The following is a 20,919-nucleotide window of genomic DNA, read 5'->3' as shown; positions in this document are numbered from 1 at the left end:
ACGACATGATTCCCGACACCTACCTCGAACGCGTTGAAAACCTGCTGGCGAGCGGCGGCCGCCGGATCCTCGGACTCGTGGGCGCCCCCGGCGCCGGCAAGTCGACGCTGGCGGAAGCGCTCGCCAAGGCGCTGCCCGGCCGCGCCGTTGTCGTGCCGATGGACGGCTACCATCTCGCGAACGTCGAACTCGCGCGTCTCGGACGGGCCTCGCGCAAGGGCGCGGAGGACACCTTCGACAGCGCGGGCTTCGTCGCCCTGCTACGGCGCCTGCGCGGACAGCGACCCGACGAGACGATCTACGCGCCGGCGTTCCGGCGTGAAATCGAGGAACCCATCGCGGGTGCGATCCCGGTGCCACCCGATGCCCAGCTCGTGATCACCGAAGGCAACTATCTGCTGCTCGACACCGGGCACTGGGCCGACGTCCGGCCGCTGCTCGACGAGGCCTGGTATATCGATGTCGACTCCGCACTGCGGCAAAACCGGCTGATCGCGCGCCATATCGCATTCGGTCGTGACGAACAGGCTGCTCGCGAGTGGGTGGCCACCACCGACGAACCCAATGCAATACTGATCGATTCGACTCGCCGCCGCGCGAGCCTGACGTTCAAGTGGGCGTGAGATGGGGAGTGGCGCAGGGAAGTGGCTCACGGAGTGACTCAGGGGTGACTCGTGGAAGTGCCCCATGGAATGGCCCACGGAATGACACAGAACGTGCCGTACGCGCGAAACTGACAAGCGTGACACATGGGGACACGCGCGGGGATACACCCGGGCATGACACATGCGTAGCAACTCCGGGGTTTTGCATTCTTGGTCTGCAGGCGTCACACGCATCGCGTAGTCTTAGTCAATGCTGCGGGCCACGCGCCGCGAGCGCTTGCAAGCCGGTCCCGCATCACCCATCCCGTGCGCACACGTGCACGATGATCTCAACCCAACGGAGAGTTCGGATGAAAAAGACTGCATCGGTCGTATGGCATGGCGGCATCAAGGACGGCAAGGGCGCCATCTCGACCCAAACAGGTGTCTTGAAAGATGCGCCTTATGGTTTTGCTTCGCGTTTCGAAAGCGGCCCCGGCACCAATCCCGAGGAACTCCTCGGCGCTGCGCATGCGGGCTGTTTCACGATGGCGCTGTCGCTGATTCTCGGTGAAGCGGGCATGGTGGCGGAAACGATCCAGACGAAGGCCGAAGTCACGCTCGACAAGGTCGACGACGGCTTCGCCATCACGGCGGTCCATCTCGACGTGACCGCGAAAATACCGGGTGCGGATGCCGCCGCATTCGAAAAAGCCGCCGCTGCGGCAAAGGCGGGCTGCCCCGTGTCGAAGGTGCTGAACGCAAAGATCACGATGGATGCCCGGCTCGGCTAGCAGGCAGTGCGAGCGGAAGGGCGGTGGCTGGTCTGCGCCGCCCCGCGAGAAAGCGTACTAGCCGAGGTAACGCTCAATCACATTCGCGAGCGTGCCAAAGCTCGGCCCGATCTCCTGGTCGGGGACGCAGGCATAGCCGAGCAGCAGGCCTCGCGGCGCCTGGGCCGGATCGCTGAAATAAGTCGACAGCGCACGCGTGGCGATGCCAGCGGCAAGCGCCTCGCGCATGATGAGCTGATCGTTCGCGGTGTCGGGAAGACGTGCGACCAGATGGAGGCCCGCCTCGTCGCCAAGCACCGGCAGCGGCTCGCCGAGCCGGTTCGCGATCGCGTCCATCAATAGCTGGCGACGCATCCCGTAGGCATTGCGCATGCGGCGGATATGCGAGGTGAAGTGGCCTTGCTCGATAAAGTCGGCCAGCACCGCCTGCTGCACACCCTGGCCTTCCCGATAGAGTTCGGCAAGCGCGATCGCGAATTTGCCGGCCAGCGCTTCGGGCACCACGAGATAACCGATGCGCAGACCCGGATACAGGATCTTCCCGAAGCTGCCCACATAGATCACCTGCCCTGCCGTATCGAGCCCCTGCAGCGAGGCGAGCGGCCGGCTCGCATAACGAAACTCGCTGTCGTAGTCGTCTTCAATGATCCAGCTCTTCGTGCGGCGCGCGTATTCGAGCAGCATGCGGCGTCGCGCGAGGCTCATCACCATGCCAAGCGGATACTGGTGCGACGGCGTGACGAGAATCAGCTTCGGCGGCTCGGCGAGGTCGGCCGCGGAGGGGTTGAGCCCTTCCGCATCGACGGGGATCGGCCGCATCTGCAGACCGGAGGACTGGAGCACGCTGCGCATGCCCCAGTAGCAGGGATCTTCGGTCCAGACAACATCGCCGACATCGGCGAGCAAACGCACCGCAAGATCGACCGACTGATGAATGCCAGTCGTGATGATGATCTGCTCAGGCGCGCAGCGCACCGACCGGGCGGTGCGCAGGTAGTCGGCCAGCGTTTGCCGCAACGGCCCGTAGCCGCCGCCGGTCGAATAGGTCATCAGCTCCGCCTGCGGACGCCGCCAGTATCGGTTCTGCAGGCGGCTCCAGACGCGCGCCGGGAAGGTCGTCACGTCGGGCACGCCCGGCATGAACGCACCCCACTGCCGGTTCGATGCGCCGGCCGTCGAGATCAGGCGCTGTCCGCGTGCCGATAGCAGGCTGCCACGGTGCTCGGCCGCCGCGGAGGATGCAGTCGCCAGCCCGGCCCGCTCGTCGCGGCCGACGATCTCGTCGGCCGTGTTGTCCACCACGTAGGTCCCGCTGCCACGCAGGGTCCGGACATAGCCTTCGAGCGCCAGTTGCTCATAGACGTTGGTCACGGTATTGCGCGCGATGGCCAGTTCGTCGGCCAGCAGGCGGGAGGACGGCAGCTTGCTGCCCGGTGTGAGTGTATGCAGCAGGATGGCCTGCTGGAGTAGATGATGGAGCTGCCGGTAGATCGGCGAGGCGCCGTCGCGGGCGAGACGCTGGGCGAGCCAGTCAGACAGTACGCTTGACGTCAAAAGTGGCCCCTGGATATTTCCTGAACTGGCTCTGATCATAAGAGCCAATTCTGATTATATTTTTGGCTGACGGCTGCCGTCCATCGTTTCGTCGGACATGCCGCCATTCGGGCCGTCGCTGCGGCATGGTCCGCGAGGCCGGCTATCAAGGCACACTCAAGGCACACTCAACCCACAGTCGGCCCCCACCGCGATTGTTTTCCTAACCGTAGCCGATCCGAACTCTCAGGAGCGACCATGTCGAACGCCGAACTTCAAGCCCGCAAGAATGCCGCGACGCCGCGCGGAGTGGGCGTCCTGTGTGACTTCTACGCCGAGCGCGCCGAAAACGCGGAACTGTGGGATATCGAAGGGCGCCGCTTCATCGACTTTGCGAGCGGCATTGCCGTGCTCAACACGGGGCACCGGCATCCGAAGGTCGTGGCCGCGATCCGCGAGCAGCTCGACCACTTCACGCACACCGCTTACCAGATCGTGCCTTACGCGTCGTACGTGTCGCTGGCCGAAAAGATCAACCGGTGTACGCCGGGCAATCATCCGAAGAAGACTGCGTTCTTCACGACCGGTGCGGAAGCCGTCGAAAACGCGATCAAGATCGCGCGCGCCGCGAGCGGCCGTCCGGGCGTGATCGCATTCGGCGGCGGTTTCCACGGCCGCACGATGATGGGCATGGCGCTGACCGGCAAGGTCGCGCCGTACAAGATCGGCTTTGGGCCCTTCCCTGGCGAGATCTTCCATGCGCCGTTCCCCAACGCCCTGCACGGGGTGAGCACCGATGACGCACTCAAGGCGATCCAGCACCTGTTCAAGTCCGAGATCGACCCGCAGCGCGTGGCCGCCATCATCTTCGAACCGGTCCAGGGCGAAGGCGGCTTCTACGAGGCCCCGCTCGAATTCGTGCGCGGCCTGCGCAAGATCTGCGATCAGCACGGCATCCTGCTGATCGCAGATGAAATCCAGACCGGTTTTGCGCGCACCGGCAAGCTCTTCGCGATGGAGCACTACGGCGTCGTGCCCGACCTGATGACGATCGCCAAGAGCCTTGCGGGCGGCATGCCCCTGTCGGGTGTCGTCGGCCGCGCGGAAATCATGGACGCGGCACAACCGGGTGGCCTCGGCGGCACCTATGCGGGCAATCCCCTCGCCATCGCCGCCGCGCATGCGGTACTCGCCGTGATCGACGAGGAAAAGCTTGCCGAGCGCGCTGAAACCCTGGGCCAGAAACTCAAGACACGGCTCAACGGCCTCAAGGCTGTCGTGCCGCAGCTCGCCGAGGTCCGCGGACCGGGCAGCATGGTTGCGGCGGAATTCTTCGACGCGGCAACGGGGGAGCCTTCGCCGGAATTCACGAAGCAGGTTCAGGCGCGCGCGCTCGAACGCGGCCTGCTGCTGCTGAGCTGCGGCGTGCACGGCAATGTGATCCGGTTCTTGTTTCCTCTCACCATACCGCAGGCCGTCTTCGACGAAGCGCTCGATATTCTCGAGGAGGCCCTGATGGCGAAGACAGCGGCCAAGGCCTGAGGACGCCGGCAGGCGGTCGGCGGGTTGCAGGCACTTTTTGCAACCCGTGCGGAAACGCTGAAGCGTCGTTGCGGCATTCCGGCACCGTGCTGAAACAATCCTTCCAAGGGGGTCAATCCCTTGTCGCGCAAAGCGATAGGTCAGAAATCCGGCATTTTGGGCGGAGCCGGAACGCGGATTGCGTAGCTCATGGGTAGGCGTGCAAAGCACTACGCCATTGATCCACTACGAAGGAAAATTCAGCCATGAAGACGATCCAGCTCCTCAAGACCGCGGGCAGCATTGCCTGCGTTGCACTCGCCCTGAACGCCACCGCCCAGACCAGCGCTTCGGCGCCCCCTGCGAGTTCGGAAACCATCGGTCAGCATGTCGACGACAGCGCCATCACCACCAAGGTCAAGGCCGAGTTGCTCGGGGCAAAGAACGTCAAGTCGACTCATATCCACGTCAAGACGCACAAGGGCGTGGTCTCGCTGACGGGTACCGTGCCGAGTTCGGAAGACAAGACCGCCGCGGCCGATGTCGTGAAAAATGTAGAGGGTGTCGATTCGGTCAAGAACCATCTGAAGGTGGTGGCCGAGTAGTCGTGCAGCAGCCGGCGCGGGCTGCCCATTCGCCATCCTGGCGCGTACGGGATGAACCCGTCGCACCCCGCCGATACAGGCATGACTCGTGAGCAGGGACGGATTGTCTGTTCCGGCCCCGCTCACAATTCATGGAGCAGGCCTCTTTTGCTGGCGCCGTCCATCAGCCATGCACATCTGCCTATACTGGAATCCGTGACTCGCTTCCGTCCTGTCAGTGGAGACCCACGATGTCGACGACCCCGAAACAGCACCCACCCCGCACCCCGCCTCCGGCCTCCAAAGAGACGCCCGACGAAATGCTCGACGAAGCGCTCGAGGAAACTTTCCCGGCAAGCGATCCCATTGCAGTCCATCCTGACAAGGACGTCGGCGACGACGCAGCCAAGCAGCCCAAGCGATAGAAGCGCCCTCTTTTTTATGGGCACTATCCTGGACATCCTCCCCTCCCTGAAGGAAGGGGATTCCCACTTCAACGAATGCAACCTAACGCTCCGAGTGGTCAATCGCGTCTCGGCGGTCGATCAGGCGGAAAGAGCCGTTTACGAGGCGGGCACGCCGTATTGCTTGAACCAGTCGAGCATACGCTGCCAGCCGTCCTTCGCGGCAGCCTCGTTATAGCTCGGCCGATAGTCGGCGTTGAAGCCGTGTCCCGCGTCGGGGTAGACGATGATCTTCGACTTCGAGTGGGCTTGCTCGAGTGCTTCGCGCAGCCGTGCGACCTGCTCCTGCTTGATGTTCTGATCTTTCCCGCCATAGAGACCCAGCACCGGGGCCTTGAGCTCGCCCACGACGTCGACCGGATAGCGCGGCGACATGGAATTGACGGGGCCCGCCAGCGGTCCATACCACACCGTCGCAGCCTTGAGCTGGGGATTGTGCGCCGCGTAGAGCCAGGTGAGCCGGCCGCCCCAGCAAAAACCGACGATGCCAAGTCGTGAGGGGTTGCCGCCATTGTCGAACGCCCATTGCGCCGTCGCGTCGAGGTCGGACAAGACCTGCGCATCGGGCACCTTGCTGACGACTTTCTCGACGAGTTCGGGCACCGACGGATAGAGCCGCGGATCCCCTTGCCGGAAATACAGTTCAGGCGCGAGCGCGAAGTAGCCGAGTTTCGCGAGCCGCCGGCACACGTCCTGGATATGTTCATGCACGCCGAAGATCTCCTGCACGACCAGGATGACGGGCAAGGGCTTCACGGCGTGCATCGGCTTCGCGTAATAGGCGGGAAGCGCCTCGTTCCGATCGCCGGGAAGGCTGATGCTCGTCGGACCGCCGTCGAGGCCATCGCTGCTCGTATGGATCACATCGGCCATGACAGGCTGCACGGCGAGCGCGAAACCCGACGCCATCATCTTCGTGAGAAACGAACGGCGTGCATCACTGCTGGCTTTCGGCTGACCGGCCGGGGATTCGGCGCGAGCCGCGGATACGGGTTCAGTGTCCGGCGAGTCAGGGCGATCTTCGGTCTGCATAGGGCACTCCAGGTAGTGGACGTACCTGGCAGCATAGCAGCGCAGGATGAAAGAACGTAGACCTTCGCGCGCGCTTCAACTCCCCTCGATCCACCGCTCTTCCGACGCTTTCAGATGCATGCGGATCGCCGCCTGCGCGGCCAGCGGATCGCGCTCCTCGAGCGCGCGATAGATCGTCTCGTGCTCGCCGAGCGCAACCCCCCATGTCTGGATCGTTTCCGAATGGCCGCTGAGCCGCGACGAAATCGGACTGTGCCGTTCGTCGAACAACTCGGTCACCATGCGCACGAGCACGGAATTGCCACTCATCTCGGCCACGCACAGATGAAACGCACGATCGTATTCGAGCGGTGAGCGCCCCGCCTTGACCTGCGCGCGCATCGCATCGATCGTCGCACGCAATTGGGCGAGCGAGACCGGCGTCACACGGGCGCATGCGAGCACGATCACCGAGCCCTCGAGCGCCTCGCGTGCCTGCATCAGCTCTGACGGACTTTCGCCCATGGCCGCAAACGCATGGGCGGTCGGCCGCTCGGGCATCCGGCAGACGTATACCCCCGAACCCTTGCGGATTTCGACCGCACCCGCAATCTCGAGCGCGATCAGTGCCTCGCGCAACGACGGCCGCGACACGCCGAGTTGCTGCGCAAGGTCGCGCTCGGGGGGCAGCCGCCCGCCCGCGGGAAAGCCCCCGGACTGGATCAGTGAGCGGATCTGGTCGGCGATATGCTGGTAGAGGCGCTTGGTCTCGACCTGCTTGAGTTGCGTGCTTGTCAAATGCCCTCTCCAGGCGTTCGTGTGACGGTGACGGAAATGTCACCGGCCCGGACACAAAGCGCGAACCCGCCCTCGATCGTCTGAGTCTTGTCCGCTTGTGCGTGGCCGGCCGGCGAGGCGAGCACCGAACCCAAACCGAAGCTAACGGTTAGGTGGCCTGGCCAATTCTTACATTTCGCTCTTGTCCCAATTATAGTCGCGACGCTCCGCCTTGCCAGTTCGAATCCTTACATTTATTGCACAACCAAGGGAATACCCCGTTTTTGCCTTGCCTCGTGAACCACTAGAATCCGTTTGTTCGAAGTCCGGACTGGAAAGGTGGCTTGACCAATTATGGAGACAGACTTGGTGGAATCTTCAGGCCGGCTGCACGCACATCTGCCTGATGCGCGCGCCGAAGTGCTCAGGCTCAGCAATGTGACCAAGCGCTTTCCAGGTGTGCTCGCGCTGGACGGTGTGAGCTTCGAGTTGCGACGCGGCGAGGTTCATGCGGTCTGCGGCGAAAACGGCGCGGGCAAGTCGACCCTGATGAAAGTCATCAGCGGCCAGTACCTTCCTGACGAAGGCACGATCGTCTACAAAGGCAAGGAATGCCGGTTCGCCTCGTCGCTCGAAGCGCAGGCCGCCGGCATTGCCATCATTCACCAGGAACTGAACCTGGTCCCGCATCTGTCGGTTGCCGAAAACATCTTTCTCGCGCGCGAACCGCGCCGCGCGATCTTCGTCGATCGCGCACGCCTGCGCATCGATGCACAACGCTGCCTCGACCGGCTCGGGGTCGATATCAAGCCGGGAACGCTGGTGCGCACGCTGTCCGTCGCCCAGCAGCAGATGGTCGAGATCGCCAAGGCACTGTCGCTCGACGCGGAAGTGCTCATCATGGATGAACCGACTTCGTCCCTGACCGAGTCGGAAACGAGCCAGCTGTTCAAGATCATTCATGAGCTCAAGCGCGCCGACGTCGCGATCGTCTATATCTCGCACCGGCTCGACGAAATGGCCGAGATCGTCGATCGCGTGACGGTGATGCGCGACGGCCGCTACATCTCGACCGACCGGTTCAGCGAAACGAGCGTCGATGAGGTCGTCTCGCGCATGGTCGGCCGTTCGCTCGAAGACAAGTTTCCGCAGCGCACCTCGGTGCCGACGCAAGAGGTGCTGTTCTCGGCCGACGCGCTGGTGCGCACGAATGTGTTCGGCCCCGTGAGCTTTACGCTGCGGCGCGGCGAAATCCTCGGCTTCGCGGGGCTGATGGGCGCGGGCCGCACGGAAGTCGCGCGCGCCATCTTCGGTGCCGATTCGCTCGACAGCGGCACCGTCAAGCTCGGCGACGAGACGCTCGCGATCCGCTCGCCGATCGATGCGATCAGACATGGCATCGCCTACTTGTCCGAAGACCGCAAGGCCAACGGCCTCTCCGTAAAAATGCCGGTCGCGAGCAATGTGACGCTCGCGAATATGGATGCCGTATCGAGCCGCGGCGGCTTTATCCGCTTCGCCGAGGAAGCCGCCGTGGCCCAGCGCTATGTCGACATGCTCGGCATCCGCACGCCGAGCGTGAAACAGATCGCCCGTAATCTGTCGGGCGGCAACCAGCAGAAGGTCGTGATCAGCAAGTGGCTGTTCCGCGATTCGCGCGTGCTGTTCTTCGACGAGCCGACACGCGGCATCGATGTCGGCGCCAAATTCGCGATCTATGAGCTGCTCGACAAGCTCGCGGCGCAAGGCATCGGGATCGTCATGATCAGTTCGGAACTGCCGGAAATCCTCGGCATGACCGACCGCGTCGCCGTCTTCCACGAGGGCGAGCTCGTCACCCTTCTCGATACCCGCCAAACCAGTCAGGAAGAAATCATGCACTACGCATCCGGCCGCCAGGGAGCCTCGCAATGAATACCGTCGCGCGTGCCGCCCCCTCAGTCGCCAACGAACGGCGCAAGGACCTGATCCAGAAGTTCGCCGCGTTCGGCAGTCTCATCATTCTCGCGCTCGTCTTCTCGCTGACTAGCGACGCCTTCGCAACCGTCGACAACGGCATGACCGTCGCGCTGCAGGTCACCTCGATCGCCTATCTCGGTATCGGCGCGACCTGCGTGATCATCACCGGCGGGATCGACTTGTCGGTCGGTTCGGTGCTCGCGCTGTCGGGCGTCATCGCGGCGCTCTCGGTCAAGGCCGGCATGCCTGTCACCGTGGGCATGCTGCTCGGCATCGTGGTCGGCGCGTTGTGCGGGGCGGTCAACGGCCTGTGCGTGACACGCATGCGCCTGCCGCCGTTCATCGCGACGCTCGGCATGATGCTCGTCGCGCGCGGCCTCGCCCTGCAGATCACCGGCGCGCGTCCCGTTTCGGGGCTCGGCGAGGCGTTCGGCGTACTCGGCAACGGGGCCTTGTTCAGGATCGAGAAGATCGGCGCCGACGGCTTCCCGGACGTGACCTTTCCGGGAATTCCCTACCCTGTCGTGTTGATGGTGATCATTGCGATCGCCGTATCGATCATGCTGAGCCGCACCACGCTCGGGCGCCATATCTATGCGGTCGGCTCGAACGCGGAAGCCGCGCGGCTCTCGGGCGTCAACGTCACGCGCGTGACGATGTTCACTTATGTGCTCTCGGGTGCGCTCGCGGGTGTCGCGGGCTGCGTGCTGATGTCGCGCCTGCTGACCGCCCAGCCGAACGAAGGCGTGATGTATGAACTCGATGCGATCGCCAGTGCCGTGATCGGCGGCACCTCGCTGATGGGCGGCGTCGGCACGATCTCGGGTACGGCGATCGGCGCATTCGTGATCGGCATCCTGCGCAACGGGCTGAACATGAACGGGGTATCGAGCTTCATTCAGCAAATCATCATCGGCCTGGTCATCCTGGGCACTGTCTGGATCGACCAGATGCGCAACCGCCGGTGAAATCCATCGGTGCTTCGGGCTTTGCGGCCTGCGGCACCGAGAAGTCCATGCACGACCATAAATCCATCGAAGGAGCAGAGACACAATGCGTAAATTCCCCCTGAGCATCCTGGCCGCATCGCTGGTGCTGGCAGCGGGTGCCGCCCATGCGGCCGGCGGCGAGATCGCCGTGATCGTCAAGACCTCGAGCTCGAACTACTGGCAGAACGTGCAGAAAGGCGCGACCGCCGCCATGGCCGACGCCAAGGGCTATACGATGACCTTCCAGGGCCCGGCGACCGAATCGGCGATCGCCGACGAAGTCAACATGGTCGAGAACGCCGTGAACCGCAAGGTCGCCGGCATCGTGCTCGGCCCGTCGGACCCCGACGCGCTCGTGCCGGCCGTCAAGAAAGCCTGGGAAGCCCACATCCCCGTCGTGATCATTGACTCGGTGCTCGCCGATTCCGGCAAGCAGTACTACCAGTCCTTCCTGTCGACCGACAACAAGAAGGCCGGCGAGCTCTGCGCGCAGGCACTGATCGCCAAGGTCGGCACGACCGGCAAGATCGCGGTGATGTCGTATGTCGCGGGCGCGGGTTCGGAAATCGGCCGGGTCGGCGGTTTCAAGGACTACCTCGCCGCGCATTCGAAGCTGACGATCGTCGGCCCGTTCTACTCGAACTCGCAGATGGCCATCGCGCTGAACCAGACGACCGACGTGCTGACCTCGAACCCCGACCTCAAGGGTATCTTCGGCGCGAATGAGCCGACCGCCGTCGGCATGGGGCGTGCGCTTGCGCAGTCGGGCAAGGCCGGCAAGGTTGTCGCGGTCGGCTTCGATGGCAATGAGGATCTGCAAGGCTTCATCAAGGACGGCACGCTCGACGCGACCGCCGTGCAGGGTTCGTATCAGATGGGGGAACTCGGTGTGAAGACCGTCGTCAGCCTGATCGAGAAGAAGCCGGTGAAGAAGAACCTCGATACGGGTGTCGTGCTCGTGACGAAGGACAATATCGACAAGCCTGAAGCAAAGAACGTATTGTATTGATTGACGGGTTGACGGTCCGCGGCGCGTTTGGCGTTTTCTTCGCTGTCTTTGCGTTCTTTGCTTTCTTCGCATTGATGCGTGAGTAGCGAGCACGCGGCGGACTGGATGATCGACCCCGGGGGTGTTTTCGTGATCGGACTGCGGCCTATGCCGCTCGTCCGGTCAGGGGTACCCCCCATTGGGAATCTCAATGTGTCGCCCGCATGCGGCGACGAACCAAGGATCGTCATGCTGACGGTGATTTGTGAAACACCTGGAACCCTGAGCGCACTTGAACGGACCCGCCCCGTGCGCGGCGAGAACGAAGTACTGCTCCGCGTGAAGCGCGTCGGTGTGTGCGGGACGGACTTGCACATCTTCACCGGCAATCAGCCGTATCTCACCTACCCGCGCGTGATGGGCCATGAATTGTCCGGTCTGGTCGAGCAGGCGCCCACGGGCAGCGGTCTTGCCGCCGGCGATGCGGTCTATGTGATGCCCTACCTGTCATGTGGCCACTGCATCGCGTGCCGCCACGGCAAAACCAACTGCTGCGTGAACATCCAGGTCCTCGGCGTGCATCGCGACGGCGCGTTCACCGAATACCTGTCCATACCGGCCCAGTTCGTTCACAAGGCCGAAGGCATCTCCCTTGACCAGGCGGCGATGGTCGAATTCCTCGCGATCGGCGCGCATGCGGTCCGACGCGGCGAGGTGAAGGCCGGCGAGCGCGTGCTCGTGGTCGGCACCGGGCCGATCGGGATGGCCGTGTTGACCTTTTCAAAACTGCGCGGCGCAACCGTCACCGCGCTGGATACACGCGCCGACCGGCTGCGCTTCTGTACCGAGCAACTCGGTGCCGCGGCCGTCGTGCAGATCGGCGAGAACGACGTCGCGCAGCTGTCTGCCCTGACCGACGGCGAGTTCTTCGATGTCGTCTTCGATGCCACCGGCAATTCGAAGGCGATGGAGCGCGGTTTTCAATTCATCGCGCATGGCGGCAAGTATGTGCTGGTGTCGATCGTGCGTGACCCGATTACCTTCTCCGATCCGGAGTTCCACAAGCGCGAGGCGACCCTGCTGGCGAGCCGCAATGCAACGGTCGAGGACTTCGAGACGGTGGTCGAGGCCATGCGCGCGGGACAGATTCCCGATCAGGCATTGAACACACACCGGCTCGCGCTCGCCGACGTGCCGACGCGCTTTTCTAAGCTGCTCGATCCGGCCGCGGGCGTCGTCAAGGCGATTGTCGAATGCTGAACGCAAACGAATCGAAAGCGCTAGCTTCAGCTGCCGGTGTGCCGGCCCGGCAGACGCCGCTGACCCAGCCCATTCTTCAGTTCGGCACGAGCCGGTTCCTGCAGGCTCACGTCGATCTGTTCGTGTCGGAAGCGCTCGCTCGAGGCGACGCGCTCGGCGCAATCACCGTCGTGCAGACGACTGACAGCGCGGACAGTGCCGAGCGTATCGCGGCACTTGCCGGGGGCAACGGCTATCCGGTGCGGATACGTGGCAGGCAGGCCGATGTCGTCGTCGACGAGACGCTGACCGGGCGGGCGATCGTCCAGGCGGTGCAGGCACATAGCGATTGGGCGCGCGTGCGCGACGCCGTCGCGGGACCCGTGCGGATCATTCTTTCGAATACCGGCGACCGTGGCTATCAGCTCGATGCGCGCGACGATGCGCGTGTCGTCGTCAACATTGCGCGCGTACCGCATAGTTTCCCGGCAAAGCTGCTGGTGCTGCTTCATGCGCGTTGGCAAAGCCAGCCTGATGCGCCGCTCACCCTGTTTCCCTGCGAGCTGATCGAGAGGAATGGCGAAGTGCTACGCGGCATCGTCGCAGACCTTGCCGGCGGCTGGGGCCTGCCCGACGCATTCATACGCTATGTCGTCGAGCACTGCGTATGGGGCAATTCGCAGGTCGACCGTATCGTGTCGCAAGCGCTCAGGCCCGCCGGCGCGGTCGCCGAGCCCTATGCGCTGTGGGCGATCGAACGGCAGCCTCGCCTGCTCGTGCCCTGCACACATCCGTCGATCGTGCTGACCGACGACCTCGAGCATTACGCGCGTCTCAAGCTGTTCCTGCTGAATCTCGGGCATACCTTCCTCGCCGAACGCTGGCTGCGCGACGCGCGGGCGGCGGACATGACGGTCCATGCGGCGATGAGCGAGCCCGCGCTGCGCGCCGAACTCGAAGCGCTCTGGGATGAGGAGGTGTTGCCCGTGTTCGAAGCGCTGGGCAAGCTCGACGATGCACGGGCTTATCTTGTCGAAGTGCGCGACCGGTTTCTCAATCCGTTTCTCGAACACCGGATCGCCGATATCGCGCAGAACCATACGCAAAAAAAGCAGCGCCGGCTCGCACCCGTGCTGGCGCTCGCGCAGTCACTCGCGCTGCCGATCGGGCAGCCGCGCATCAAGGCGGCGCTCGCTAGCGATTGAGGGGTTCAACCCGTTCCGTGATTTCGTACTCGACGCGTTCGCCTGCTCTGAGCCGCGCAAGCGGCGCATGCGTCTCGATCTCGAAGTAAGGCAGGCTCGGCGCGTTGAATACTTCGATCGGCGTGCCGTGCGCGTACACCGCGCGAGTATCGACTGCCGAAGTCCGACGGTACCGATGCTCACCCGCCCTGCCCGGCATGATCACTCGGATCTCGCCGGTCGATTGCGCGACGCCGAACTTGTATTCGACGGCACGCTCGCATTCGACGCTCAACAGAGCGTCGCTGATTCGCACGATGTCCGTCTCGCGGATATCGTCGATCGGCCCCTTGCCCGCAATCTGGTGAACCACATCGAGCAAGCCCGTTGCACTGTCCTCGAGCGGGATCTCGATGCGTGCGGGGCGATTGAGCATCAACACTTCCCAGATCCCGCACTCGCGCGCGATCGATCCGCGGTTGGTCAGCGCATGAACGGTCGACCACGTCGATGAATCGGCATCGAGCGTGATGCGCCGATGAATCTGCAGACCGCTTTGTGAACAGACAGGACTCTCGAGTTCGATTCCCATCGAGCGCTCATCGCTCCACGTCCGCACGACCTTGTACGCGCCGCTGTCGAGCTCGCGCTGCGGCGCACCGCCGGGCCAGCGTGATTCGGGCGCGATCCATGTCTTGCCGCCGCCCCAAAGCGGAAACGACCACTCGCCGCACAGTGCCGCCCATGCAACGGGGTCATCGCTTGCGATCTTGCCTTTCAGCGCGGGATTCACAAAGGCCAGTTCGTCGCCGTGGTGGCGGATGCCCATCAGCCGGCCGCCGACCGCCGGCACCACGAAGAGCTCGAGCGGCCCCTGCCGCAGGCACAGGGCGGGCCAGTCGAAATAATGCGTCCATTCAAGCGTACGCTGCACATCGGTCCTGTTTTCGTTCGGTGAGGACGTCCAGTCCGCGAAGTGGGCGATATCTTCGAGCATGACCCCTCCTCTGAATCAATGGTGTGCTTCGACAGGGAACTCGTTCAGCTTTTCGACACGGGCTTGCTGCGAAACAGCGCGACCGTTTCCGGCTGCGCGACCTTGCACATCGCGGACGGCAAGCCGCGTGCGATCAGTTCGGCGTCGGCGACCACGCGCTTGCCAATCTCGCGCAAAGCCCCGTCCAGCGCACCTGCGGCGTGCGGAGACAGGACCATGTGGTCGATCGATCGCGCGCGATGCGTCGGTGATACGGGCTCTTCGGGGAACACATCGGTCGCGACACGAATTCGCCCCTTGGCCGCGAAATCGAGCATCGCATCGAAGTCGACTACCCCGGCGCGGCTCACCAATACGAGCGCGGCACCTTCGGGCATCATCGAGAACTCCTTGGCACCGAGAAAGCCCTGGTTTTCGGACGTCACGCCGGCCACCACGAAGACGACCTTGGACGTGCGCAGCACCGTTTCAAGCGATGCCGGTTCGCAGCCCGTCGATTCGATCCACATCGCGGGCAACCACGGATCGTAAGCCCGCACGTGAGCGCCGAACGGCCGCAGCAGCGGCAGGATCGCGCGGCCGAGATCACCCATGCCGATAAAGCCGATGTCCTGCCGATAGAGCGTGAAGGCCTCGCGATTGGCCTCGAGGCCGTAGCGTTCGGTGCCCGCCCGGAAGTAGCGGTCGGACCGGCTGATCCCGCGTGCGAGATCGATCGCCATGCCGAGCGCGGCCTCGGCAACCGGCTCAGCGAACACCGGGCTGATATTGAGCACACGTACGCCCTTGCGAAAGCATTCCGCATAGTCGACGTTCGCCAGGAAATTGCCTTCGACGTTGAAGACCGCGCGCAAGGACGACGCTTTCGCAAGCCGCTCGGCGGGCAGATCGAACTGGCCGATCATGATGTCAGCATGCGCGGCGTGTTTGTCGAACACCGTATCGGTGACCGGGCCGTCCTCGTGAATCGTCAGGGTGCCGAGGGCTTTGAGCCGTGCCAGATCGTCGGCATCGAAGATGTCGGCGACTGCGCGGGGTGCGGGTGCGAGGAAGATGTGTCGGGGCTTGGATTCGGGTGTTGCCATGGAGACTCCGGAATGGTGTCCTGCCTGTCGCCCTCGCATCGTCGCGGATGCCAGGGCTCGCGCAGCGCGGGCGCCGCGTGCAAATGAATTCGAATGATGGGTGCGGTTCGGATCGCTCAGCGCGTCTTGCGCGTAAAGAGCTTGTCGATCGTGACCGCGATGATGATCAGCGCACCCATCACGATCTGCTGGTAGTACGACTGCACATTCATGATGTTCAGGATATTGCTGATCACGCCGATGATGAGGCCACCGATCACGACACCCGTCACGCGCCCGCGGCCGCCGAAGAAACTCGTGCCGCCGATGATGGCCGAAGCGATCGCAAAGGTCTCGAAGCCGACACCCGCATTCGGCTCGGCCGCGGCGGTGCGTGCCGTCGTCACCACCCCCGCGATGCCCGCGCATGCGCCCGAAATCACAAACACGACGAGCGAGTGCAGCTTGACGCTGATCCCCGAATAGAACGCAGCCTGCGCGTTGCCGCCGAGCGCATAGATATTGCGGCCGAGCTTCGTGTATTTCGTGATGAAGAACAGAAACGCCGCGACGATGAACGCGATCATGATCGGCACCGGTATGCCGCCGACACGGCCCGCGATCGTATCGGTGAAGGCGCGATCAAAACCGAACACGGAACTCGCATCCGAGATGATCAGCGTGACGCCGCGGTAGATCGCGGCCGTACCAAGCGTGATGATGAAGGGATGCAGTTGCGTGAGGTTCACGAGCATGCCATTGATCGCGCCGAGCACAATGCCGCACAGCACACCGCCTAGCAGAATCGCAAGCCAGAACGGCATGCCGCTCATCATCATTTTGGCGGTGACCATGCCGGTCAGTGCAAGCATCGAGCCGACCGAAAGATCGATCCCCGCGATCAGGATCGTGAAGAATTCGCCACAGGCGAGCAGCACCATCACCGAGCTTTGCAGCAACACCTGGAGCAGGTTGTCGCGCGTGAGGAAGTACTGCGGCGAGACCGCGCTCGAGATCGCGAACAGCAACACCAGGATGCCGAACGTTCCATAGGTTTGCCAGATCGTGCTGAAATCGGGCCGCACGCGGGAGGCCTCCGGGGTCGGCACGGGGCTCTGCGAGTTCGTCTGGGTCATGGAGTCTTTCCTTTTGCGTCGCTCATGATGTGGCGACATGCATGATGTTTTCTTCGGTCGCGTCGCGATTGTCGAAGATCGAAGCGATCCGCCCTTCCTTGTAGACGACGATCCGGTCGCAGACGCCGAGCAGCTCAGGCAGTTCAGACGACACCATGAGGATGCCCTTGCCGGCCTTGGCGAGCTCACGCATGATCTGATAGATCTCCGACTTCGCACCGATGTCGATGCCGCGTGTCGGCTCGTCGAAGATCATCAGGTCGCAGCCCGCGGCAAGCCACTTCGAAATGATCGCCTTCTGCTGGTTGCCACCCGAGAGTTCGGTGATGTTCTGCGCGGTCGACGAACAACGGATCCGCAACCGCTCACGGTACTCGCGGCCGAAGCGTTTTTCCTTTGCACGGTCGAGCAGCCCGAGCGACAGCGCGCGCTTCGTATCGCGCAGGAAGGGCACGATCGAAATATTTTCCTCGATCGAAAAATTGTGGAAGAAGCCTGTATTGCGGCGATCTTCCGTGACGAACGCCAGGCCGCGCTTGACGGCCTGGTACGGCGAGGTGATGTGGATCGCCTGCCCGTTGAGGAAGAGTTCGCCCGCCGAACGTGCGCGCACGCCGAAGATGGTTTCCATCAACTCGCTGCGGCCCGAACCGATCAGCCCCGCAAAGCCGAGGATTTCGCCGCGATGGAGCTCGAACGAGACATCGCGCACACGACCGTCTTTCGACGACAGCTTGCTGACGGAGAAGACGACCTTCGCACGCTCGACGGCCGTACTGTCGGGGCGGGTGTGTTCGATGTCGCGCCCGACCATGGAGGAGACGAGCCGTTCGGTCGAAGTCGTCTTCGCGTCATAGGTGCCAACGTACTTGCCGTCCTTGAGGACCGACACGCGGTCGCCGACGATCGGGATTTCCTTGAGCTTGTGCGAGATATAGACGATGCCGACACCGGCACGCTTGAGCTCGCTGATCACCGTGAACAGGTGGCCGACTTCCTCGTCGGTCAGCGACGAGGTCGGCTCATCCATGATGATCAGCCGTGCATCGCTCGCCAAAGCCTTCGCAATCTCGACCTGTTGCTTCTCCGAGATGCTGAGATCACCAACGAGCGTGCGCGGGTCACGCCTCAGGCCCACGCGGGCGAGCACCTCGCGCGCCTTGGCGTTCATGAATTTGCGGTCGACGACCGGAACGCCCAGCAGCCGCACTGTCGGAATCTTGCCGACGAACAAGTTCTCCTCGACGCTCAGGTAGTCGATGACGCTGAGTTCCTGATAGATCACACGCACGCCGTGCTCGGCGGACAGCGTCGGGGTCAGCTTGTCGTACTCGGTGCCGCCGAGCGTGATGGTGCCCGAACTCGGCTCGTAGATCCCGCCAAGGATCTTCATGAGCGTCGACTTGCCCGCACCGTTCTCGCCGAGCAGCACATGGACCTCGCCCGCCTTCACGTCGAAGCTGACGTTATGCAGCGCGACCGTGCCCGGGAACCGTTTGACGATGTCCTTGACTGCGACCAGTGTTTCCATGTCTGTGTCCGAATACATTGCGCATCGATGCGTCGCAAACCCCATGCCGGGCCGGTTGAATTGGCTTCGATCGGCCCGGGTGCGGCATCCGGGCGTGATGCGTTATTGCGTGACCAGATTCGAATCGATCGCGATAAACGCCGGTGCGTTGTCCGGCTTGATAGCCGGCTTGTTCTTCAAGGCATCGAGCAGGATGTCGACCGACTTCGCACCGATCGAAGCAGAGTCCTGCGCGGCGGTCGCGGTCAGTTCGTGATGCTTGATCGAATCGATGGCTTCGGGCGCACCGTCCGTGCCAACCACCAGGATCTTGCCGAGCTTGTCCGCGTTCTTCACGGCTTGCACGGCGCCGAGCGCCATCGTGTCATTGGCCGCGTAGATCGCCTTCAGATCGGGATTGCGCTGGAGGATATTGGTCGTCACGTCGAGGGCCTTTGCACGGTCCCAGTCGGCGGGCTGGCTCGCGACCAGCGTCACATTGCTGGCGCCCTTGAATGCCTGGGTCGCACCGTCGCGGCGTGCATCGCCGCTCGCATTGCCCGCCTTGCCTTCGATGATCGCGACCTTGCCGCCGGATGCGCCGAGCTTGCTCACGATGTATCCACCCGCCTTCTTGCCGAGCGCGAGGTTGTCCGTCGCGATGAAGGCGACCACCGAGCCGCCGGCGGCCTTGAGCTGTGTCGTATCGATCTTCTCATCGATGTTGACGACGTAGATGCCCTTCTTGTTCGCGTTGACGATCGACTGAATCAGGCTGACCGGCGAAATCGGCGCGAGGCCGATGGCCTTGTAGTTCTTGTTCACGACGTCTTCGGTCAGGCGCTGCTGGCCCTGGATATCGTCTTCGCTATTGCCTGCGAGCACGTCGACCGTGACGCCGCGTTTTTTCGCTTCCGCGAGAATGCCGTTCTTCATCGAAACCCAGTAGGGATTCGACAGCGTCTTCAGGACGATTGCAATTTCCGCATTGTCGGCCGAGGCGGGCATGGCAGCGCCCATGCCCAGTGCGAGCGTGGCGGAGCCGATCATCACAGCGGTGAGTCTTTTGAGGTTCATTCTTGTGTCTCCTGATAGGCCCTTATCTGGGCAGGCTTGGCTGATTTTTTTTGTCATGGACCGGTGTAGCCCGGCTTTCGCACTGCTGGTTTGTGTGGCTGGATGAGTATAGGAGGCGGCCGGGAATCGGCCATTTTGTAATATTTAATTCGAATTACGACATAAATAGCGCCGCTATCAGCACAATCCGATGGGCGTTGTCGCCAGTTCCGTTGAAAAGGTATGCTATTCCCATTGCGCTCTCAAGCAGAGTCGCTGTCTTCCACGGATCATTCATGACCGATCGTCTGGCTCTTTCTCCGCCGTCCCGCCTTGGCCCGGCCGAAGCATCGTTTCGGCTCGATCCGTTCGAGACACATAGCAAGATTGCGCGTCTGATTGCGTCCTCGGCCGGCGTGAGCCGCGCCGATCTTGCCCGAATCACCGGCCTCGCGCGCTCGACGGTCTCACAACATGTGCAGCCCCTGCTCGATGCCGGTCTGCTCAAGGAGCAGGAGACGGGTGCCCGAGCGCGCGGACGGCCCGCGACAGGGCTCGCTCTGAATGCGCGAGCTGGAGTGGTCCTGATCGCGGATCTCGGGGCGACGCACGCGCGCCTGGTTGTCGCCGATCTCGCACAGCGGCGTCTCGCCGAACATGTATTCGGTCTCAATCTGGTGGATGGACCGGAAGCCGTGCTCAAGCTCATCATCGACGAATTTGCGAATCTGCTCGGGCAACATCGGTTGACGGACCGGAAGGTCCGTTCAGTGGTGGTCGGTTTGCCCGCGCCAGTCGATTTCGGACGGGGCGTGCCGATCAGGCCTCCCATCATGCCCGGGTGGGATGGGTTTGCCGTCGCGCGCTTCGTTCAGGAGCGCATCGATGCCGCGGTACTCGTGGATAACGACGTCAATCTGATGGCACTCGGCGAGGCGCGCAGCCGGCCGGCTTCGCAATCGCCGCTGTTATTCGTCAAGGTGTCGACGGGAATCGGCTGTGGAGTCGTCACGAGCGAAGGCATTTTGCATCGCGGCGCGGACGGGGCGGCGGGCGACATCGGCCATATCCGTGTCGCGGGCCGGGAGAACGTGATTTGCCGTTGCGGCAATATCGGCTGCGTCGAAGCGGTCGCATCCGCATCGGCATTGGTCCGCACGCTTCAGCAGGAAGGGCGTACCGACGCGCACAACGCCGATGATCTGGCTCGCCTGGTCCAGGCCGGCGACCCGGAAACCGTGCGGCTTGTCAGGACCGCTGCGGCGGAGATCGGCGATGTGATTGCAACCGCTGTCCACTTCTACAATCCCGCTTCGATCGTACTCGGTGGACGTATGGCCCGTATCAGCGATGACCTGCTGGCGGGTGTGCGAGCGGTTGTTTATAGCCGTGCGTTGCCACTCGCGACCCGGAGCCTGTCGATCGAGAATTCACAGCTCGGAGAACTGGCGGGTGCGATGGGCGGTGTCGTGTTGGGCATCGAGAGAGCACTCGCGCCGGATAGCATCGCGGAATTCTTGCAATAGGGT

19 protein-coding genes are annotated in these 20,919 nt (G+C 63.2%); 11 read left to right on the top strand and 8 right to left on the bottom strand.

Features of this window, described 5'->3' with window-relative positions; genetic code table 11:
* Positions 1–5 precede the first annotated feature (5 nt).
* On the top strand, positions 6–623 hold the full coding sequence (locus tag HV670_RS15820) for a nucleoside/nucleotide kinase family protein (RefSeq protein ID WP_175105738.1): 618 nt from the start codon (positions 6–8) through the stop codon (positions 621–623).
* 332 nt (positions 624–955) lie between these two features.
* Positions 956–1,378, top strand: a complete 423-nt coding sequence (locus HV670_RS15815; protein WP_175105737.1) for an OsmC family protein — start codon at positions 956–958, stop codon at positions 1,376–1,378.
* A 57-nt stretch (positions 1,379–1,435) separates the two neighbouring features.
* Here the strand turns inward: HV670_RS15815 and pdxR are convergent, their stop codons facing one another.
* On the bottom strand, positions 1,436–2,932 hold the full coding sequence (gene pdxR / locus HV670_RS15810) for a MocR-like pyridoxine biosynthesis transcription factor PdxR (RefSeq protein WP_175105736.1): 1,497 nt from the start codon (positions 2,930–2,932) through the stop codon (positions 1,436–1,438).
* Positions 2,933–3,169: 237 nt separating this feature from the next.
* Between pdxR and HV670_RS15805 the strand changes: the two genes are divergently transcribed.
* The 3 genes from HV670_RS15805 (at position 3,170) to HV670_RS15795 (ending at position 5,441) form a co-directional block, all read left to right on the top strand.
* Positions 3,170–4,453, top strand: coding sequence for a 4-aminobutyrate--2-oxoglutarate transaminase (locus HV670_RS15805; protein WP_175105735.1), 1,284 nt, complete (start codon positions 3,170–3,172; stop codon positions 4,451–4,453).
* 245 nt (positions 4,454–4,698) lie between these two features.
* The gene (locus tag HV670_RS15800; RefSeq protein ID WP_175105734.1) at positions 4,699–5,037 is read left to right on the top strand and encodes a BON domain-containing protein; all 339 of its coding nucleotides are present in this window, start codon (positions 4,699–4,701) and stop codon (positions 5,035–5,037) included.
* Positions 5,038–5,267: 230 nt separating this feature from the next.
* On the top strand, positions 5,268–5,441 hold the full coding sequence (locus tag HV670_RS15795; RefSeq protein WP_175105733.1) for a hypothetical protein: 174 nt from the start codon (positions 5,268–5,270) through the stop codon (positions 5,439–5,441).
* A 138-nt stretch (positions 5,442–5,579) separates the two neighbouring features.
* On the opposite strand, the gene HV670_RS15790 is transcribed toward HV670_RS15795, so the two are convergent.
* Positions 5,580–6,512 (bottom strand): dienelactone hydrolase family protein, encoded by a 933-nt coding sequence (locus tag HV670_RS15790; protein ID WP_217478436.1) that lies wholly within the window; start codon positions 6,510–6,512, stop codon positions 5,580–5,582.
* A gap of 75 nt (positions 6,513–6,587) precedes the next feature.
* Positions 6,588–7,289: a FadR/GntR family transcriptional regulator gene (locus HV670_RS15785; RefSeq protein ID WP_175105732.1), complete on the bottom strand. Its 702-nt coding sequence runs from the start codon at positions 7,287–7,289 to the stop codon at positions 6,588–6,590.
* A 333-nt stretch (positions 7,290–7,622) separates the two neighbouring features.
* Between HV670_RS15785 and HV670_RS15780 the strand changes: the two genes are divergently transcribed.
* The 5 genes from HV670_RS15780 (at position 7,623) to HV670_RS15760 (ending at position 13,648) form a co-directional block, all read left to right on the top strand.
* Complete coding sequence (locus tag HV670_RS15780) at positions 7,623–9,182, top strand: sugar ABC transporter ATP-binding protein (protein ID WP_175105731.1); 1,560 nt, start codon at positions 7,623–7,625, stop codon at positions 9,180–9,182.
* The gene (locus tag HV670_RS15775; RefSeq protein ID WP_175105730.1) at positions 9,179–10,195 is read left to right on the top strand and encodes an ABC transporter permease; all 1,017 of its coding nucleotides are present in this window, start codon (positions 9,179–9,181) and stop codon (positions 10,193–10,195) included. Before HV670_RS15780 ends, HV670_RS15775 begins: the two co-directional genes overlap by 4 nt.
* A gap of 85 nt (positions 10,196–10,280) precedes the next feature.
* On the top strand, positions 10,281–11,225 hold the full coding sequence (locus HV670_RS15770; protein ID WP_175105729.1) for an ABC transporter substrate-binding protein: 945 nt from the start codon (positions 10,281–10,283) through the stop codon (positions 11,223–11,225).
* 228 nt (positions 11,226–11,453) lie between these two features.
* Complete coding sequence (locus tag HV670_RS15765) at positions 11,454–12,464, top strand: zinc-binding alcohol dehydrogenase family protein (RefSeq protein ID WP_175105781.1); 1,011 nt, start codon at positions 11,454–11,456, stop codon at positions 12,462–12,464.
* A 59-nt stretch (positions 12,465–12,523) separates the two neighbouring features.
* Positions 12,524–13,648, top strand: coding sequence for a mannitol dehydrogenase family protein (locus HV670_RS15760; RefSeq protein ID WP_175105780.1), 1,125 nt, complete (start codon positions 12,524–12,526; stop codon positions 13,646–13,648).
* On the opposite strand, the gene HV670_RS15755 is transcribed toward HV670_RS15760, so the two are convergent.
* The 5 genes from HV670_RS15755 to alsB all read right to left on the bottom strand — a co-directional run bounded on the left by HV670_RS15755 (position 13,638) and on the right by alsB (position 19,411).
* Positions 13,638–14,624, bottom strand: a complete 987-nt coding sequence (locus tag HV670_RS15755) for a hypothetical protein (RefSeq protein WP_175105728.1) — start codon at positions 14,622–14,624, stop codon at positions 13,638–13,640. The two genes, HV670_RS15760 and HV670_RS15755, sit on opposite strands and share 11 nt — an antisense overlap.
* A gap of 44 nt (positions 14,625–14,668) precedes the next feature.
* Positions 14,669–15,709 (bottom strand): hydroxyacid dehydrogenase, encoded by a 1,041-nt coding sequence (locus tag HV670_RS15750; protein ID WP_175105727.1) that lies wholly within the window; start codon positions 15,707–15,709, stop codon positions 14,669–14,671.
* A gap of 116 nt (positions 15,710–15,825) precedes the next feature.
* The gene (alsC, locus tag HV670_RS15745) at positions 15,826–16,824 is read right to left on the bottom strand and encodes a D-allose ABC transporter permease (RefSeq protein ID WP_175105726.1); all 999 of its coding nucleotides are present in this window, start codon (positions 16,822–16,824) and stop codon (positions 15,826–15,828) included.
* A 22-nt stretch (positions 16,825–16,846) separates the two neighbouring features.
* Positions 16,847–18,355, bottom strand: a complete 1,509-nt coding sequence (locus HV670_RS15740) for a sugar ABC transporter ATP-binding protein (RefSeq protein ID WP_175105725.1) — start codon at positions 18,353–18,355, stop codon at positions 16,847–16,849.
* Between the two features lie 102 nt (positions 18,356–18,457).
* Positions 18,458–19,411 carry a D-allose transporter substrate-binding protein gene (gene alsB / locus HV670_RS15735; RefSeq protein ID WP_175105724.1) on the bottom strand — a complete coding sequence of 318 codons (954 nt, stop codon included), beginning with the start codon at positions 19,409–19,411 and terminating at the stop codon, positions 18,458–18,460.
* 275 nt (positions 19,412–19,686) lie between these two features.
* Here alsB and HV670_RS15730 point away from each other — a divergent pair, with 275 nt between their 5' ends.
* A complete protein-coding gene (locus HV670_RS15730) occupies positions 19,687–20,916 on the top strand; it encodes an ROK family transcriptional regulator (protein ID WP_175105723.1) in 1,230 nt (409 codons plus the stop codon).
* Positions 20,917–20,919 lie beyond the last annotated feature (3 nt).

The sequence above is a fragment of the Pararobbsia alpina genome (genome assembly GCF_902859895.1).
Taxonomy (GTDB): Bacteria; Pseudomonadota; Gammaproteobacteria; order Burkholderiales; family Burkholderiaceae; genus Pararobbsia; species Pararobbsia alpina.
Note: the sequence above shows the minus strand (reverse complement) of the source record. Positions and strands in the feature narration are given on the sequence as shown.

Bases quoted from the DNA above. Each gene is read 5' to 3' on its own strand.
- HV670_RS15820 (WP_175105738.1), top strand. From the start codon at position 6: ATGATTCCCGACACCTACCTCGAACGCGTTGAAAACCTGCTGGCGAGC.
- HV670_RS15815 (WP_175105737.1), top strand. From the start codon at position 956: ATGAAAAAGACTGCATCGGTCGTATGGCATGGCGGCATCAAGGACGGC.
- HV670_RS15805 (WP_175105735.1), top strand. From the start codon at position 3,170: ATGTCGAACGCCGAACTTCAAGCCCGCAAGAATGCCGCGACGCCGCGC.
- HV670_RS15800 (WP_175105734.1), top strand. From the start codon at position 4,699: ATGAAGACGATCCAGCTCCTCAAGACCGCGGGCAGCATTGCCTGCGTT.
- HV670_RS15795 (WP_175105733.1), top strand. From the start codon at position 5,268: ATGTCGACGACCCCGAAACAGCACCCACCCCGCACCCCGCCTCCGGCC.
- HV670_RS15790 (WP_217478436.1), bottom strand. From the start codon at position 6,512: ATGCAGACCGAAGATCGCCCTGACTCGCCGGACACTGAACCCGTATCC.
- HV670_RS15780 (WP_175105731.1), top strand. From the start codon at position 7,623: ATGGAGACAGACTTGGTGGAATCTTCAGGCCGGCTGCACGCACATCTG.
- HV670_RS15775 (WP_175105730.1), top strand. From the start codon at position 9,179: ATGAATACCGTCGCGCGTGCCGCCCCCTCAGTCGCCAACGAACGGCGC.
- HV670_RS15770 (WP_175105729.1), top strand. From the start codon at position 10,281: ATGCGTAAATTCCCCCTGAGCATCCTGGCCGCATCGCTGGTGCTGGCA.
- HV670_RS15765 (WP_175105781.1), top strand. From the start codon at position 11,454: ATGCTGACGGTGATTTGTGAAACACCTGGAACCCTGAGCGCACTTGAA.
- HV670_RS15755 (WP_175105728.1), bottom strand. From the start codon at position 14,624: ATGCTCGAAGATATCGCCCACTTCGCGGACTGGACGTCCTCACCGAAC.
- HV670_RS15750 (WP_175105727.1), bottom strand. From the start codon at position 15,709: ATGGCAACACCCGAATCCAAGCCCCGACACATCTTCCTCGCACCCGCA.
- alsC (WP_175105726.1), bottom strand. From the start codon at position 16,824: ATGACCCAGACGAACTCGCAGAGCCCCGTGCCGACCCCGGAGGCCTCC.
- HV670_RS15740 (WP_175105725.1), bottom strand. From the start codon at position 18,355: ATGGAAACACTGGTCGCAGTCAAGGACATCGTCAAACGGTTCCCGGGC.
- alsB (WP_175105724.1), bottom strand. From the start codon at position 19,411: ATGAACCTCAAAAGACTCACCGCTGTGATGATCGGCTCCGCCACGCTC.
- HV670_RS15730 (WP_175105723.1), top strand. From the start codon at position 19,687: ATGACCGATCGTCTGGCTCTTTCTCCGCCGTCCCGCCTTGGCCCGGCC.